Source organism: Wujia chipingensis (assembly GCF_014337155.1).
GTDB classification, from domain to species: domain Bacteria; phylum Bacillota; class Clostridia; order Lachnospirales; family Lachnospiraceae; genus Coprococcus_C; species Coprococcus_C hominis.
The window spans coordinates 2,149,775-2,166,165 of sequence record NZ_CP060632.1; the positions used below are offsets into that span (position 1 = coordinate 2,149,775).

Annotated in this window: 16 protein-coding genes; 1 reads left to right on the forward strand and 15 read right to left on the reverse strand. The window is 46.8% G+C overall.

All coding sequences use genetic code 11. The annotated features are described in order from the left end of the window. Positions 1-25: 25 nt before the first annotated feature. Complete coding sequence (locus H9Q76_RS10050; protein ID WP_249321049.1) at positions 26-805, forward strand: AraC family transcriptional regulator; 780 nt, start codon at positions 26-28, stop codon at positions 803-805. Positions 806-808: 3 nt separating this feature from the next. Here H9Q76_RS10050 and H9Q76_RS10055 read toward each other — a convergent pair whose 3' ends face one another. The 15 genes from H9Q76_RS10055 to H9Q76_RS10120 all read right to left on the reverse strand — a co-directional run bounded on the left by H9Q76_RS10055 (position 809) and on the right by H9Q76_RS10120 (position 16,300). Continuing rightward, positions 809-2,638 (reverse strand): ABC-F family ATP-binding cassette domain-containing protein, encoded by a 1,830-nt coding sequence (locus tag H9Q76_RS10055; protein WP_249321050.1) that lies wholly within the window; start codon positions 2,636-2,638, stop codon positions 809-811. A 221-nt stretch (positions 2,639-2,859) separates the two neighbouring features. Then, positions 2,860-3,669 carry a glutamate racemase gene (gene murI / locus H9Q76_RS10060; protein WP_021986371.1) on the reverse strand — a complete coding sequence of 270 codons (810 nt, stop codon included), beginning with the start codon at positions 3,667-3,669 and terminating at the stop codon, positions 2,860-2,862. Positions 3,670-3,911: 242 nt separating this feature from the next. After that, a complete protein-coding gene (ptsP, locus tag H9Q76_RS10065; RefSeq protein WP_118671586.1) occupies positions 3,912-5,534 on the reverse strand; it encodes a phosphoenolpyruvate--protein phosphotransferase in 1,623 nt (540 codons plus the stop codon). A gap of 45 nt (positions 5,535-5,579) precedes the next feature. Next, entirely contained in the window at positions 5,580-5,837 is a 258-nt protein-coding gene (locus H9Q76_RS10070) for an HPr family phosphocarrier protein (RefSeq protein WP_021986373.1), read from the reverse strand. Positions 5,838-6,116: 279 nt separating this feature from the next. Beyond that, positions 6,117-8,051 (reverse strand): PTS fructose transporter subunit IIABC, encoded by a 1,935-nt coding sequence (locus tag H9Q76_RS10075; protein WP_118671571.1) that lies wholly within the window; start codon positions 8,049-8,051, stop codon positions 6,117-6,119. A gap of 17 nt (positions 8,052-8,068) precedes the next feature. Continuing rightward, a complete protein-coding gene (pfkB, locus tag H9Q76_RS10080; protein ID WP_117780519.1) occupies positions 8,069-8,995 on the reverse strand; it encodes a 1-phosphofructokinase in 927 nt (308 codons plus the stop codon). Beyond that, positions 8,992-9,741, reverse strand: a complete 750-nt coding sequence (locus H9Q76_RS10085) for a DeoR/GlpR family DNA-binding transcription regulator (protein ID WP_117780520.1) — start codon at positions 9,739-9,741, stop codon at positions 8,992-8,994. The genes pfkB (H9Q76_RS10080) and H9Q76_RS10085 overlap by 4 nt, the downstream gene beginning before the upstream one ends. A gap of 241 nt (positions 9,742-9,982) precedes the next feature. Then, entirely contained in the window at positions 9,983-10,891 is a 909-nt protein-coding gene (gene pfkB, locus H9Q76_RS10090) for a 1-phosphofructokinase (protein ID WP_021986377.1), read from the reverse strand. 123 nt (positions 10,892-11,014) lie between these two features. Beyond that, positions 11,015-11,932, reverse strand: coding sequence for a DMT family transporter (locus H9Q76_RS10095; protein ID WP_118544714.1), 918 nt, complete (start codon positions 11,930-11,932; stop codon positions 11,015-11,017). Next, positions 11,929-12,363: a transcriptional repressor gene (locus tag H9Q76_RS10100; RefSeq protein ID WP_117780523.1), complete on the reverse strand. Its 435-nt coding sequence runs from the start codon at positions 12,361-12,363 to the stop codon at positions 11,929-11,931. The genes H9Q76_RS10095 and H9Q76_RS10100 overlap by 4 nt, the downstream gene beginning before the upstream one ends. Further along, complete coding sequence (locus H9Q76_RS10105) at positions 12,360-13,742, reverse strand: MATE family efflux transporter (RefSeq protein WP_118671573.1); 1,383 nt, start codon at positions 13,740-13,742, stop codon at positions 12,360-12,362. The genes H9Q76_RS10100 and H9Q76_RS10105 overlap by 4 nt, the downstream gene beginning before the upstream one ends. Before the next feature lie 147 nt (positions 13,743-13,889). Continuing rightward, positions 13,890-14,018 carry a hypothetical protein gene (locus H9Q76_RS13795; RefSeq protein WP_255669609.1) on the reverse strand — a complete coding sequence of 43 codons (129 nt, stop codon included), beginning with the start codon at positions 14,016-14,018 and terminating at the stop codon, positions 13,890-13,892. A 21-nt stretch (positions 14,019-14,039) separates the two neighbouring features. Further along, positions 14,040-14,966: a prephenate dehydratase gene (locus H9Q76_RS10110; RefSeq protein WP_207743238.1), complete on the reverse strand. Its 927-nt coding sequence runs from the start codon at positions 14,964-14,966 to the stop codon at positions 14,040-14,042. A gap of 81 nt (positions 14,967-15,047) precedes the next feature. Beyond that, positions 15,048-15,314, reverse strand: coding sequence for an FYDLN acid domain-containing protein (locus tag H9Q76_RS10115; RefSeq protein ID WP_118544712.1), 267 nt, complete (start codon positions 15,312-15,314; stop codon positions 15,048-15,050). Between the two features lie 44 nt (positions 15,315-15,358). Further along, entirely contained in the window at positions 15,359-16,300 is a 942-nt protein-coding gene (locus H9Q76_RS10120) for a YitT family protein (protein ID WP_196020250.1), read from the reverse strand. Positions 16,301-16,391: the final 91 nt, after the last annotated feature.

Below are 16,391 nucleotides of genomic sequence, written 5' to 3' on the forward strand. Positions count from 1 at the left end.
ATTAAGATTTTTAGAAGGAGTATCTATGAATATTGACAAAGAAGTAAACATGAAATTATTCCAACAACAACAGGAGCAAAGCCGCCATCTGGACTACGAGAAAGAATTTGGCATCTACAAAGCAATCGCCAATGGCAACATGGAGGAGGTAAAAGCCCGTCATAAAGAATACGAGGAACACAAAGGCTACACAACCGGTAATGACAAAAATGGTGTGTTATCTGCCGATCCATTACAGAATGCCAAGTATCACTTTGTAATCCTTGCAGCCATGACAAGCCGCTTCTGTGCACAGTATGGTCTTCCACGCGAGATTGCTTACAACATGAGCGACATATTTATCCAGCGCATGGACGTGTGCAAGAAAAAGGAAGAAGTTGACAAGATTCAGACTGAAATGATCATGAGCTATACAAAAGCAATGCAGGACAACCGCAGCAAAGGTATCTATTCCAAGCAGATTGTCAAATGTGTCGACTATATTCAGGCAAACCTGCAACAAGAGCTTCGCTTAGAAAGCATCGCAGAATACCTGAATATGAATCCGACGTATCTCTCCCGTTTGTTCAAAAAGGAAATGGATGTGTCCATCTCCGCTTACATCAAGACCGAGCGTTTGAAAACTGCGGCACATCTGTTGCAATATAGTAATTATTCCATCTCTGAAATTTCAGAGTACTTAAACTTCTCCTCCCAGAGCCATTTTACAAGCTCTTTCCAGGAGTTATATGGACTCACACCGAAGAAGTACCGGGATTTACATACAAGCTGTGAATCTCCGGATCTGGAAGAATACGAATCGTAACAGCTATGATTGCGCAGCAATCTGTGCAACCAGATCTTCCAGATACATCCACCGGTCCATCTTTTCAGCCAGCGTTTGTTCGAGCTGTTCCTGCTCTTCATAGAGCCGTTGCAGTTCGGAGGAATTGCTGGCATTTTTTTCCATTGCAATTTTATTCTCTTCTATCCTCTGCTCCAATATCGCAATATCATCTTCAATCGTATCATATTCCCGCTGTTCCTGATACGAAAGCTTCAGCTTCTTCGTGCGCGGTTTTTCTTTCCAGTTATCCGACTTTCCTGTCTTCGATTCAGCCGTCTCTGTCTTCGCTCCCGCAGATTTCTCTGCCGCCTGTTGTTCATACAGAACCCGTGTCTCGTAATCGGTGTAACCACCCTCGCTCTGCCAGAGTGTTCCGTCCGGGCGGAATGCGAAGATGCGGCGTACTACACGATCTAAGAAATAGCGGTCATGGCTGACTGCAACAACGATTCCCTGGAACGAATCCAGATAATCTTCCAATATCGTAAGTGTCGTGATGTCCAGATCATTCGTCGGCTCATCCAATATAAGGACATTCGGTGCAGACATCAAAACCTTGCACAGATACAACCGTCTGCGCTCACCACCCGATAATTTTCCGATCAGGCCATACTGGTCTTCGCCACGGAACAAGAACCGTTCCAGCAGTCTTGCCGCAGTAATCTTTCCTTCGTCTGTCTCTACATATTCCGCCACATCGCGGATGTAATCGATCACACGCTGGTTCGGGTCCATATCCTTGCCAAGCTGGATTTCCTGTGCGAAATAGCCAATTTTCACTGTCGGACCAATCACAACACTTCCGCTGTCTGGCTCTAAAATCCCCTGCATGAGCTTAAGCAGCGTACTCTTGCCACAGCCATTTCGACCAACGATTCCAATCCGGTCATCCTTTAAGAAATGATATGTAAAATCATGAATGATCGTCTTTCCGTCAAAACTTTTTTCAATATGGTCAAGCTCCACCGTTGTCCGTCCAAGACGTGAGGAAACAGAACCGATCTCTACCTGTGCATCCTTCACTGGTGCGGATTTGCCTTTCATCTCCTCGTAGCGTTCCAGTCTTGCCTTCTGTTTTGTTGAACGCGCTCTGGCTCCACGCTTTACCCATTCAAGCTCCACACGCAGAATCGACTGCCGTTTGCGTTCCTGTGCATCTAAGATATCCTCACGGAGCGTCTTTCCCTCCAAAAATCCAGAATAGTTTGTTGCATACGAATAGATCTGTCCTTTATCCACTTCGATGATCCGGTTCGCCACGCTGTCAAGAAAATATCGGTCATGGGTTACCATAATGATCGAGCCTTTGTATGCGCGCAGTTCGTCCTCTAACCAGGTTGACATCTCACTGTCCAGATGGTTGGTCGGCTCGTCCAACAGTAATATATCTGCTTTCGCTAGTAATGCCGATACGAGCGCCAGACGTTTGCGCTGTCCACCGGATAAGTGTCCGCATGTCTCTTCAAAATCCGTAATGCCAAGCTTCGTCATCATCGTTTTGGCTTCGCTCTCGACCGTCCAGTGGTTTTCCTCTGTGGCATGTCCCCGCACCACTGCCTGCAGCACGGTATCTGTCGGTTCAAATTCCGGTGTCTGTGGCAGATATTGTACTGTATAATGATTTGCCAGTATCACGTTTCCAGAATCTGGTTTCTCTATGCCTGCAATGATCTTCAGAAGGGTGGATTTGCCTGTGCCGTTAATTCCGATGATTCCGGCTTTTTCGCCTTCCTGTAAAAAGAAGGACGCTTTATCAAAGAGCTTGCGCTCGCCATATGCTTTTGTGATTTCATCGACGGTTACGATGTTCATTTTGAATGCTCCTATCATCTATCCAGATTTGGACGCGATTGCCATTCTTCGCAGACACGCTTCCGCTCGGTTCATCACGCAGTGGTACTAAATTCACGACAAACAAGTTTGCCGTTCATTAAGTACCAGCGTGCTTCAACGGTCTGCTTAAGAATTGGCAATCGTGTCCAAATCCATATACATTTTTGATGGGATATCTACGACCTTATCCCTATATAATCTCATTCGTAGTCAGGCAAATTCAGTAACTTTAGACTCAAGTCTATTAGTTCCTGCCTTCCGGATGAATTCATAATCCGCACCTTGCCTTTGTGGTCGTCAGTGCGCAGCAGGCCTTGTACTTTGAGGCGGCGCATGAGTTCGCGGGAGGTTCCAAGGCTGCCATCGATCAGATGGATGTCACGGTCCCCAAGGAAATGGCGGAGTTCTTTTTTCAGGAACGGATAGTGCGTACAGCCAAGAACGATGGATTCTGTGTCGTCGGTCAGGACTGGTGATAGCTTTTCTGCGAAATAATCGTCCAATTCCTGTCCATCCAGATCGCCATGCTCGACGAACTCCATCAATCCGTCACACTGGACTGGAACGATATCTGCCTGCTCCCGATACTTTGCCAAAAGGTTCTGAAACTTCTCCTGTTTGAGTGTCATCGGGGTTGCCATCACTAAGATTCTGCCTCCATGACTTTCCGTCACGGCTGGTTTCACGGCTGGTTCGATTCCCACGATTGGAAGCTCCGGATATGTATTTCGCAGCAAACGTACGGCTGCGCTTGTCGCTGTGTTGCAGGCAACTGCTAATCCTTTGATTCCCATATCCAGCAGTTTTTCTACCACTGCAAATGTCAAATCCCGGATTTCCGCCTGCGGCTTTACACCATAGGGTGCATGCAGGGAATCTCCATAATATATAAAATCTTCCTTCGGCATCAATTTTATGGCTTCGCGCAGGACGCTTAATCCGCCAAGCCCCGAATCCATAAATCCGATTGGGAGTTTTTGTTTTTCCTGTAATTTGTCTGTTTCTGACATGTTATAACCTTCTTGTCATATTTAATGTTGCGACACGAAGCGTGATGGTTTACGCACGCTTTATTCATTTGCATTGCCACGCCCATTCTACCACAGATACCTATACTTGTACAAACGAAAAATCGCAAGGCATATATGGATCAGTCCTTACGCCTTGCGATTTTATCAATATTTGCAGGCAATGAGCTTCTGAGTCAAAAGATATAGCTTACGTTGATTGCCCTAAAATGTACAATTGCTTTTTATTTGGTTGTATCCGTGCTGCGGATCTTATCCCTTACCGGGAATATCATGGATGGCGATACCGAAAGCTCATCAATTCCCATCTTCAGGAAGGTTTCTGTGAGAGTTGTATCGGCTCCAAGCTCGCCGCAGATTCCGACCCAGCAGCCTTCCTTATGTCCATTGTCGATCACCATCTGAATCATACGCAAGATTGCAGGATGGTGGGAATCGTAGAAATCATCCAGTTTCGGATTCTGACGGTCAATCGCCAGCGTATACTGTGTCAGATCGTTCGTTCCGATGCTGAAGAAATCAACTTCTTTCGCAAGCTCTGCACTCATCATAACTGCGGCCGGTGTCTCGATCATGATACCCTGCTCGACATCTCCATACGGAAGTCCCTGTGCATCTAACTCGGCTTTCACTTCGTCCACGATTGCATGAATCTTCTGCACCTCTGCCACGGAAATGATCATCGGATACATGACACCGATATTTCCATAATAGCTTGCACGAAAGATCGCGCGAAGCTGTGTCTTGAAGATTTCCGGCTGTGTCAGGCAGATACGGATTGCACGATAGCCCATTGCCGGGTTATCTTCCTTATCCAGATTGAAATAATCCACCTGCTTATCTGCACCGATATCCAGTGTACGGATAATGACTTTCTTGCCTGCCATATTCTCCGCAACTGTTTTATATGCCTGAAACTGTTCTTCTTCTGTTGGAAATGTATTGCTCTCTAAATACAGGAACTCGCTTCGGAAAAGTCCGATGCCCTCTGCATCATTCTGCAGGGCAGATGCCACATCCGCAACACCACCGATGTTCGCGTACAGCTTGATTTTCTTTCCATCGAGTGTGATATTTTCCTTGCCCTTCAGTTCCTGCAGCAAGCGTTTCTTCTCTTCGGCTTCCTGCTTCTTACTCTCGTATTCTTTCACAACATCATCGGTTGGCTCTACATAGACACTGCCATTGTAACCATCGACAATTGCGAATCTGCCGTCGACATTTTCCTCGAATTTAACACCGATCAGTGCCGGAATATTCATCGTCCGCGCCAGAATCGCTGTATGGGAATTCGTTGAACCATGTCTTGTCACAAACGCAAGCACCTTCGACTTGTCAAGCTGCACCGTCTCACTCGGTGCCAGATCATCTGCTAAGAGAATCACCGGTTCGTCACCATCTAATACACTATCTTTCTTTCCCTGCAGAATCTTCACAACTCGATTGGAAATATCTTTTACATCCGCGGCACGTGCTTTCATATAATCATCGTCCATCGCCGCGAACATGTTCGAGAAATTATCACCTGTCGTTGCAACCGCATACTCGGCATTGATTCCCTGATTCTCGATCATATGTGTGATTGCTTCCACATAATCAAGATCATCCAGCATCATCTGGTGTACATCAAATATCATCGCATTGACTTCTCCGACTTCCACCAGTGCTTTCTCGTAGAGTGCCTGTAACTGCTCCTTCGCGGTTTCCTTTGCCTCTTCAAATCGCTTTACTTCTGCGGCTGTGTCCTCGATCTTTACACGTTTGACAGTACTTTCATCCTTGTTATATACGGAGATCCGACCGATTGCAATTCCGCCAAATACACTTTTTCCTTTTAATTCCTGCATACTCTCACCCGGCTGTATAAGACCTTCCCTTTCTTCGTACATCAATTACAGATTCTCGTTCATGAATGCGGAGAGTGCTGCGATTGCCTCATCCTCCTGCTCACCGTCTGCCTGCAGGATCACTTCCTGTCCCTGCTTTGCGCCAAGACTCATGACACCCATGATACGCTTTGCATCAACGCTTCTTCCATCCTTTGCGATTGTTACCTTGCATGGATAAGCGGCTGCGAGCTTTACAAGCTGTCCGGCTGGTCTTGCGTGGATTCCCTGTGCATCTGTGATTACATAACTAAACTCTCTCATAATTTTATTCTCCTTTTCTTTTATGGTTATTCCAACGTCTATGTTTTCTTTCCAAGTTGCGTACACTACACATTCTACGCAGACGCGCTCTCGCTCACTTCCACACGCAGCGGACACTAAATTCACGTCAAACACGTTTGCCGTTCATTAAGTGCCGGCGTGTTCCAATGGTCTGCTTTAGAATTGTGTAGTGTCCCGCAACTCTATCTACAATATTGGATTTTACAATCCTATATAAAAATTATATGGTATAAAATTCTTCAATCGTATGACCTTGTATTATGCGACTACTTTCTTCTTTAATACACCGAGCAGGAGTGCGGAAATGATACTTCCGACTACCAGTGCGACAAGATACATTGCGGCGTGTCCAACAACCGGGAATACGAAGATTCCACCGTGAGGCGCCATCAGTGTACAGTTAAACGCTGCGGAAAGTCCACCAGCGACACCTGCACCAACCACACATGCCGGAATGACATGTAACGGATCGGCTGCGGCGAATGGAATTGCTCCCTCTGTGATGAATGAAAGTCCCATAACGAAGTTTGTAGGACCTGCCTTGCGTTCCTGCTCTGTAAACTTGTTCTTGAACAATAAGGATGCGATTGCAATTGCGATTGGAGGAACCATACCTCCGATCATAACCGCTGCCATGATATCATAATTTCCGGCTGCAATCTGCGCGGTACCGAATACATACGCTGCCTTGTTGACCGGGCCTCCCATATCGACTGCCATCATCGCGCCGAGCAATGCTCCAAGCAGGATAATATTTGCACCACTCATGTTCTTCAAGCCATTGTTCAAAGCTGTATTGATAAATCCGACAACCGGTTCAATCACATACACCATACCTGCTCCGGTAATCAGCAATCCTAAGACCGGGATCAGCAGGATCGGCACCATTCCTTCCAGTGCAGAAGGAAGCTTCGAGAAAATCTTCTTCAGCAGCAATACAACATAGCCTGCTATAAATCCGGCAGCCAGTGCGCCGAGGAATCCGGACTTTCCATTTGCTGCAATGGCACCACCTAAGAAGCCAAGTGCAAGTCCCGGACGGTCCGCGATACTCATCGCGATAAATCCGGCGAGGATCGGCAGCATAAAACTAAATGCCACGCCTCCAACCTGAGCCTTCAAGAAATAAGCAACCGGTGTCAATGTACCGAAGTTACTCTTTACATCTGCAACCGAACCATACTTGTCAATCAGATACTGCGGAACGTGGTTTAAGTCAATGAGCAATCCGTCAATCAGGAATGCAAGTGCGATCAGAATACCACCGCCAACGACAAATGGTAACATATGCGATACACCGTTCATCAAATGCTTATAAATCTGGTGTCCGACGCTTTCTTTGCCCTCGGTCTCTTTGCTTTCGGCTGCATCACCGCCTGCTTCATAGACAGCTGCTTTGCCTTCGGCTGCTCGTGTCAGTAATTGTTCTGCCTTATTGATACCATCTGCCACCTTGCAGATGATCACCTTCTTGCCGTGGAAACGATCCATCGGCACCTGCGTATCTGCAGCTACGATGATCGCATCTGCTTCTTTGATTTCTTCTGCAGTCAATACATTCTTGGCTCCGCCGGAACCTCTGGTTTCTACCTTGATTGCGTAGCCCAGCTCCTTTGCTTTCTTCTCCAATGCTTCGGCAGCCATATAAGTATGTGCGATTCCGGTCGGGCATCCCGTTACTGCTAAAATCTTCTTTGTTGCTTCTGAGATAGTCGGAATCTCTTCCTGCTTGGCATCACCATTTTCCGCCTTGTCAATGATACTTAAGAATTCATCTACTGTCTTCGCGGATTTCAATGCGTTCGTGAAATCCCCGTCCATAAGAAGCACGGATAATTTGCTCAGTACATCGAGATGTACATTGTCTGCGGTATCCGGTGCTGCGATCAGGAACAGCAGATGTACTGGCTCGCCATCCAACGAATCGAAATCAACACCATCCGGAATCACCATCGCTGCAAGTCCTGCCTGCTTCACGGCTGCCGACTTACAATGCGGAATCGCGATTCCTTCTCCAATTCCGGTTGTTCCTTCCTGTTCTCTTGCATACACACCCTTGCGGTATGTGTCAACATCTGCGATCTTTCCGCTCTCTGCCATCAAGGCTACGGCACGATCCAGTGTTTCTTCCTTCGAGCTTACCTTCGCACCAAGGTAAATGCTCCTCTTGTCTAACAAGTCTGTAATTCGCATACGCAACCCCTCCTTTATCATTTTTTGCCGAAGGTCTTCACGTACAAGCCTTCGACTTCTTCCTTCGTTGCTAGCTCTTCCGAAAATGCACTCGCACTTCCGGTACATACACCCATTTCAAATGCGTTTCTATAAGCATCTGCTCCGCCATCTGTAATCAGATATCCGGCAATAAATCCGGCGACCATCGAATCTCCGGCACCGACGGAATTTTTCACTGTGCCCTTTGGAGCCTCTGCCCGGTACTCACTTCCGTCCTCCGCAAGTAATACCGCGCCATCCCCTGCCATGGATACAAGCACATTTCTGGCTCCCTGCTCCTGCAGCTTCTTCGCATATTTGCATACATCGTCTTTGTCTTTGATCTCCACACCGAAGATCTCGCCGAGTTCGAAATTATTCGGTTTGATCATAAACGGCTTATATGGAAGCACATTCACCAGAAGATCTCTTGTCGCATCTACGACGATCTTCAACTTCTTGTCCTGCAGACGTTTCATGATATCCATATAGGCGGACTGCGGCATGCTCTCCGGAATCGAACCTGCCAGCACAAGGATATCGCCCCCCTGCAAGGTCTCTAACTTCTGATATAGCTGTTCCAATGCATCCGCGGAAATCTTCGGTCCCTGTCCATTGATTTCGGTTTCCTCCTTCGCGCGAATCTTGACATTGATCCGTGTCATGCCTGCATCTAACTCAATAAAATCGCTTTCCACACCTTTTGCCTTCAACATGGATTTCAAAACCTCTCCGGTAAATCCGGCCGTAAATCCAAGTGCCTGATTCTCGAATCCAAGATTCTTCAATACCATAGATACATTGATTCCTTTTCCACCCGGCAGAATCTTCTCGCCACTGGTACGGTTGACATATCCAAGATTCACGCAATCCAGATCCTGCACATAGTCGAGAGAGGGATTAAATGAAACAGTGTAAATCATACGCTCACCTCCGTGATATTCTTCATTCCTCTGTACTCATTATTTTCAATCTTCGTTGTAATTATCCTTGCAGACTTGAATTCCGCAAAACTAATCGAACAAATCTCACCGAATTTGCTGCTGTCGCACAGCACATAGCGTTCTTTCGTCTTCTGCATGGATTTCTTCTTCACCATTGCTTCTTTGACATCCGGTGTTGTAAATCCGTTGCCCTTTGTCACGCCGTTCGCACCCCAGAAGCCTTTCGTGAAGTTGTATTTATCCAGAGAGATAATCGCTTCTTCTCCAACGATCGCTTCTGTGACCGGCTTGAACTCACCGCCAAGGATATATGTCGTATAGCCTTTCTGTGACAAATGCTTTGCATGTGCAAATGAGTTTGTGACGAATATCACATTCTTCGCTGTGATATAGTCAATCATCAGCTCGGTTGTCGTTCCGGCATCCATATACACCACATCCTGATCCTTGATCAATGCTGCCGCATATCTGGCAATCTCAATCTTTTCTTCCCGGTTGATCTCCTTCCGGTATTCCACCGCATCGTCCTTCACATGGAAGCTTCCGCCGATTGCCATCGCACCGCCATGTACCTTCACCAGTCTGCCTTCCTTATCCAGTGCGTTCAGATCCCGCCGGATCGTGGACTCGGAAATATCAAGAAGCTGCATCAGTTCCTGTACGGAAACGCTGTGTCTTTGTTCTACTGCTGCAAGTATCGCCTGCTGTCTTTCTTCTCCTAACATGTTTCTCCTTTCCGTCAAAATCGTTCATTTTGTTTCATTTTCGTTCAACTTTTCTATATAATAACGCCATTTTCCGTCATTGTCAATCATTTTCTTTCATTTTTCTCCAATTTTCAGTCAATTTTCCAATCAAATTCCGTCAAAAGTCACATACCATGTAATATGCCCAAATTACCGGCATAAAAAACAGGACAGCTGACTGTAAATCAACTGTCCTACATGCATTTATACTGTGTTGTTATTACGCCATCTGCGTCTGAAACAGCGTATCGATCTCTTCTTTCGTTGCAAGCTCCTCGGAAAATGCACTGGCACTTCCGGCACAGATACCAAGCTTCAACGCATACTCATAATCGTCACGCTCGATATAACCTGCCAGGAATCCGGCAAGCATCGAATCACCGGCACCGACAGAGTTCTTCACCTGTCCCTTCGGTGCGGCTGCGCGAATCACTCTGCCATCCTCTGTCACAAGGACTGCACCCTGATACGACATGGAGACGAGCACATTTCTCGCGCCACGCTCCTGCAGCTGCTTCGCATACATCTCTGCCTGATCCATCGTTGTTACTTCCACACCGAACAGGTTTCCAAGCTCGGTACGGTTTGGCTTAATCAAAAATGGGTGATACGGAAGAACATTCGTGAGCAGTTCTCCGGTCGCATCCACGATAATCTTGTTGTTATTATATTGCAGCATCTGCATGATATCCATATACGTTGTCTTGGACATACAGTCTGGCAGGCTGCCTGCAAGTACCAGATAATCATCCTGATCCAGATATCCAAGCTTCTCATAGAGCTCTGCGATATCCTCGCTCTTGATCTCCGGTCCCTGTCCGTTTACCTCTGTCTCATCGCCACAGCGCATCTTGACATTGATACGCGTCAGTCCATTTGCAATATCAATAAAATCCGCGTTCATATCACGCTGCATCAACAGCGCTTTCAAAGCTTCCCCGGTAAATCCCGATGTAAAGCAGATTGCCCGGTTATCGATACCGAGATTCTGCAGTACGATGGATACGTTGATGCCCTTGCCGCCCGGCAGAATCTTCTCACCTGTCGTACGATTCACCTGGTTGCGTTCGAATTCCGTCAAATCCAGAATATAATCCAGCGACGGGTTAAATGTAACTGTATATATCATATTTTTCCCTTTCTCTCTATGCGTAGATCCCGAACCAATACATTAATTTTATAATACCCTATTCCCCGCGTGATTGTAAATGTTTTTTTATCTATACATTCCGAGAATTCCTATACGCTTTTGTCACTCCTTTACGGACAGTATAATTACCATCACTAAAATACATGCCATACCTACCAGATCCATCGTCGTCATGACCGTTCCAAGCCACAACACGGAAAAAAGTGTTGCCGAAACCGGTTCCACGCTGGAGATCATGCTGGCACGCACCGGGCCGATGTCATGTACTCCCTGCAGGAATAACAAAAACGACATCATCGTTCCGATCAAAACCATCGCCGCAACTGCTAATATTCCATGGAAATCGAGATGCACCGGAATCGTCCATACCTTGACGATACAGCTATATACCACGCCACAGATCAGCATGCCATAGCCAACGACCGGCTGACTGCCCCATTTTTTTAGCATCCGCTCCGGAAGCAGGGTATACATGCAGAACCCAAACGCCGCAAGCAATCCCCACTTCAGTCCCTCTTTCGAGATACTCATCTGATGGATATTTCCATGCGTTGCGATGAGAAAAGTACCGCCAACCGCCAGAAGCACCGCCACAATCTCGCGAAACTTCGGCGGACGCAATCTGCGTACACAGGATATGATCAGCACCATCACCGGTGCCAGATACTGCAGTGCCGTTGCAATCCCGGCGTTCGTATGATGAATGGCTTCCAGATATGCATACTGACACAAGCCCACGCCGAAAATCGCAAACAGGATGATTCCGAAGAAATCCCGTGTCGATTTGAATATATCAAATGCCGCTTTTCGCTCGCGGATAATATATGCAATTGTGAGGATCACACCGGTGACAAGCATGCGCATACAGGAAAGCCATGCCGTGTTGATGTTGTAGTGCGAAAACAAAAACTGTCCGCAGGCACCCGAAAATCCCCACGAGATTGCGCCAACCAGTACGCACAGCACACCGCGCAGCTGATTCCCATGTGTACCCTCATCATAATTTCTTCGTTTACTCATTGCTGATTTACCAGAACAGCTTTGATCTCGTCCACATTCGCATATCCGTTTTTCTCCATGATATACTTCAAAGCCTCCTGTATATCCTCCTCTGTCAGGATAATCTGCTTGCTCTCCTCTGTTACGACCGTACAGCCGCCCTTCATATCACAGCATCTGCCACTACAATTATTCTTCTGTATATTTTTCCGGCTGATCGCACCGATTTCCTCGAGCGTATTGATCATGCGGTACACGGTCGCAATTCCAATGCTGTTGTCTCGCTTATGCGCCAGAAAATAAACTTCCTTACAACAGGTATATTCTTCATTTGCAATAATGTCGACGATCAGCTTGCGCTGCTCTGTCAGACGATATCCATGTTCCTTGAGTGACGCAAGAATCTCTTCCTTACTGCTTGCTACCTGTCTGATTGGTTCCTGATCGTTCATTCTGTCACCTCTTTCGATTCTATTTCATTCTTTTTATTTGCGCTCTTTAATTTTTTGACGGTACTCTGGTACAAGATTACGGATAATGTCGTTCCGATCGTCCACCCGACCGGCCATGCAAGCCAGATTCCGGTGCTGCCCCATTCCCTTGAGAAAAGCGCGGCTAAGATCACACGCAGAAACAGATCCAGAAATGTTGTAACCATAAACTGCTTCATTGCTCCAACGCCCCGCAGGACACCGTCCGTAATCAGCTTGACCGACACCACAAAATAAAATGGTGCTAATATATGCAGGAATTCAACACCGACCTTCTTCGCCTCGATACTGTTTTCATCCATGAAAAGCTGCACCAGACTGCCGCTGCACGTAAGATACAATATTACAACCGGCACGCATGTAAGAAAGATCAGCTTCAGTGCTGCCTTGCAGCCCTGACTGATTCGTTCAATCTTCTGTGCACCAAGATTCTGTGCCGCAAAATTCGAGACGCCGTTTCCAAGCATCGTAAATGTCGTGATGACCATGTTATTGAGCTTCACGGCTGCCGCATATCCTGCGATCACGTCTGAGCCGAAGCTGTTGATGATACTCTGGATGATGATATTTCCGATTGACACGAAGCCCTGCTGCAGGGTACTTGGTATCGCAATCTTCAGCATCTTACCGAAGATTTCTCCGGAGAATACCTGCACCTTCTGATGTCCTTCGTGTTCATCCTTGATCTTACGCAGCCGGAGCAGCACAACGATCACGGACAGGATACAGCTTACGCCCTGGCAGATAAATGTCGCCCACGCGACACCTGCCACGCCCATATGAAAGCTCTTTACAAACAGGATATCTACAAATACGTTCGATACCGATGAAAAAGCTAAGAATATAAACGGTGTTTTCGAGTCTCCGAGTGCCGAGAATATACCGGTTGCAATGTTATAGAAGAACAAAAATACAAGTCCGCCGGTATACACGTCCAGATACAGTTTGGAATCTGCAAATATATCTGCCGGTGTGTGTATCAGATGCAGCAATGCGCCGCCCGCAAAAAGTCCGGTCAGTGTCAGAATCAGACACAGCACCGCCGAATATATAAACGTCGTATAGACGGTCGTCTTCATCTTCCGGTAATTCTTCGCCCCGAAAAACTGCGCCGCAATGACGGAACACCCCATGTTGCAGCCAAATGCAAACGCCATATAAATCAATGTAATCTCATAAGAATTTCCCACGGCTGCAAGTGCATTTTTACCAACATATTTTCCTGCGACCAGACTGTCTGCAATGTTGTAAAGCTGCTGGAAAATGACGCTTCCAAGTAACGGAATGCAATACCTCCACAATACACGCTCCGGTTTCCCTACTGTTAAATCCTTATTCATCGTTGCCGCACCGTATGTCCGGTACGCCTCGCCTCCTTTTTACTCTGTTTCCGAATCATGGCAAACCTGATTATTCTTCTGAGAAGCTGCATCCGCAGAACAATTGTACGCAGACGCGCTCTCGCTCGGTTCAGCACGCAGTGGATACTAAATTCGCGACAAAAAACAGTCGCTCATTAAGTACCAGCGTGCTTCAACGGTCTGCTTTACAATCTGTTCTGTGGATGCAGCTCTGCCATATTTCATCAGGTTTGCCATGATTCCATAAACACTCATCTTATATGATGCCTGGCTTATCTAATGTTCCTTGTATGCTCCAAGTATCTTAATATCGTTATACACTTGGATTTGTCTCAGTGTCTCGACAACAACTTCGAGCCGCTCGGTCAGGCAGTCGATCTCGATGTAGAAGTTGTAGGTTCCCATCGATTGTTTTGTCGGACGGGACATGATTGAGATCAAGTTGATGCGTTTGTCATAGAACCGGCGCAGGATATCGAACAGGATTCCGGGCCGGTCGGTGGCAGGCATGATATAGACCGGGATTCGTACTTTCTCCCGTGTAAGCTCCGCGGTTTTCTCTGTGCCATCCGCATCTGCATCCAACCCTTTCTCGTTACTTACAAGCTCTTCTAACTGCTTTTCAAGATCCGGATTTTCCACGTCTAACACGCCCTTGCGCAGGATGATAAAACGGGTATGATTGCCTTTTGCATCTGTCACATCTTCTGCAAGCACGCGCACATCGTCTGCCTGTATCACATGATGTGGTACAATTGCCGCTGTTCCTGGTTCATCCTGTATCTTGTAATAAGATTCCATGTTACTGTTCGTCGTTACAATCTCTGCGTCATGCAGGGTATGCAGGAACTGTCTGCACTGCCCGTTCGTCTTGAACTGCACATAGATCTTCCGGATATCTTCTATCTTCTCTGTATTGGCAAGCAGCGAAAACTGAACTGCCACCTGATTTTCATCGACGATATAGACGTTTTTCTCCAGCAACAGGTCAAGTGTCCGCTGCACATAACCATCCAGCATATTTTCTACCGGAACAACCGCATACTCACACGCTTCGTTCGTACAGAGCTGTTCGAACACATCGTCAATTGTCGGACAATAAAGCGGTTCTAATGATTTCCCGTGTGCTGCCTCATATTTCTTATTATATTCTTCATAGGACTTATCGCAAAATGTCCCTTTCGGTCCTAATACTGCTATCATGTAGATGTCTCCTCCCGAACGTGCATTTCCTATCTGCTGATTCACTTGCGAATCCAGCTGATTGCTTCATCTGTGCACACATTATATCCACTCGAAATTTCCACCGGTAATGGCAAGACTGAGTAATGCGTCCATCTTCTCGACATCCTCACCCTCCAATACCTGTATCAGCTTTGCGGTGTCTTCAGCCACCTGCATAGTCTCATCCGGTCCGATCTCCGGATCAAATTCCGCCTCACAGTATGGACAGTTGATATGCTCCATCGTCTGCAGAGACAGGAATTTCTCTCCACAGCTTTCACATTCATAATACCCACAACGGGTTGTTCCTTCCGGTACATAATACATATGCTGACTTTACTCCTTTACATCTATCTCTTTCACGGGATCCCTTATTCTGTATCATCGGAATCTCCTGTATCCTCCAATTTAGTTTCACCCTTCAGGTCGTTCAGGTTTGTCGCCGGGAAGATATCTGCCACATCATTGATTGCGATATACGCATACGGATCAATACTATGTACCAGATTCCGCATCTTGCCGACCTGAAACCGGTTCACAATGAAATACACCAGCGTGCGGTCGGTATTCGAGTAATATCCTTTCGCATCAATCGTTGTGATACCGTTTTCAAATGCGGCGGAAAGTGCCTCGCATACATGCTTCGGATGCTCTGTCACGATAAAGGCTGCCTTGGAACGGTCGAAGCCCTCCACGAAGAAATCAATCGTTTTCGATGCCGCCGCATAGGTCACAACCGAGTAAAGCGGCAGAATCCAGCTGTCAAGCACGATTCCACATATGATGTATAAGATTACATTGTATGCCATTACGAACGAGCCGAGACTTAACCCCAGCTTCTTCGCGAACATAACACCTATGATGTCGATACCATCCATCGCACCGCCAAACCGTACCGCAAGTCCGCTTCCGCAGCCGGAGATGATACCTCCGAAGATTGCACACAGAAACAAATCACTTCCGGCAAGCGGAGATACGATCGTCACATCCACAGGCAGAATATCTGTGATGATCCATGCAACAATGGAATAGATCAAAACCGCATAAATCGCGTAGATTGTGAATACCACGCCCTCGCGCTTTAACCCAAGTAAGAAGATTGGAATATTTAAGAGAATCAAAACCAGGGAAAGACTGATCCATTTCGGTGTGAGCTGGGACACCAGCATAGCAGTTCCCGAGATACCGCTATCATACAGTTTGACAGGAGCTAAAAATATAACAACGCCAAACGCATTGACGATTCCCGCAACCGTCAGGAGCAAAAAGTTCTTGATACTGAGCATGCCACATACCTTCCTGATTTTTTCCATTCGCAATCCTCCTGCTATAATATGTATCGCCCCCTCACATTCGTTCGGCGGCAGATCGTCGGAAACATCCTAAATCATTCACTCCGTTCAT

Bases quoted from the DNA above. Each gene is read 5' to 3' on its own strand.
- H9Q76_RS10050 (WP_249321049.1), top strand. From the start codon at position 26: ATGAATATTGACAAAGAAGTAAACATGAAATTATTCCAACAACAACAG.
- H9Q76_RS10055 (WP_249321050.1), bottom strand. From the start codon at position 2,638: ATGAACATCGTAACCGTCGATGAAATCACAAAAGCATATGGCGAGCGC.
- murI (WP_021986371.1), bottom strand. From the start codon at position 3,669: ATGTCAGAAACAGACAAATTACAGGAAAAACAAAAACTCCCAATCGGA.
- ptsP (WP_118671586.1), bottom strand. From the start codon at position 5,534: ATGCAGGAATTAAAAGGAAAAAGTGTATTTGGCGGAATTGCAATCGGT.
- H9Q76_RS10070 (WP_021986373.1), bottom strand. From the start codon at position 5,837: ATGAGAGAGTTTAGTTATGTAATCACAGATGCACAGGGAATCCACGCA.
- H9Q76_RS10075 (WP_118671571.1), bottom strand. From the start codon at position 8,051: ATGCGAATTACAGACTTGTTAGACAAGAGGAGCATTTACCTTGGTGCG.
- pfkB (WP_117780519.1), bottom strand. From the start codon at position 8,995: ATGATTTACACTGTTTCATTTAATCCCTCTCTCGACTATGTGCAGGAT.
- H9Q76_RS10085 (WP_117780520.1), bottom strand. From the start codon at position 9,741: ATGTTAGGAGAAGAAAGACAGCAGGCGATACTTGCAGCAGTAGAACAA.
- pfkB (WP_021986377.1), bottom strand. From the start codon at position 10,891: ATGATATATACAGTTACATTTAACCCGTCGCTGGATTATATTCTGGAT.
- H9Q76_RS10095 (WP_118544714.1), bottom strand. From the start codon at position 11,932: ATGAGTAAACGAAGAAATTATGATGAGGGTACACATGGGAATCAGCTG.
- H9Q76_RS10100 (WP_117780523.1), bottom strand. From the start codon at position 12,363: ATGAACGATCAGGAACCAATCAGACAGGTAGCAAGCAGTAAGGAAGAG.
- H9Q76_RS10105 (WP_118671573.1), bottom strand. From the start codon at position 13,742: ATGAATAAGGATTTAACAGTAGGGAAACCGGAGCGTGTATTGTGGAGG.
- H9Q76_RS13795 (WP_255669609.1), bottom strand. From the start codon at position 14,018: ATGAGTGTTTATGGAATCATGGCAAACCTGATGAAATATGGCAGAGCT.
- H9Q76_RS10110 (WP_207743238.1), bottom strand. From the start codon at position 14,966: ATGATAGCAGTATTAGGACCGAAAGGGACATTTTGCGATAAGTCCTAT.
- H9Q76_RS10115 (WP_118544712.1), bottom strand. From the start codon at position 15,314: ATGTATTATGTACCGGAAGGAACAACCCGTTGTGGGTATTATGAATGT.
- H9Q76_RS10120 (WP_196020250.1), bottom strand. From the start codon at position 16,300: ATGGAAAAAATCAGGAAGGTATGTGGCATGCTCAGTATCAAGAACTTT.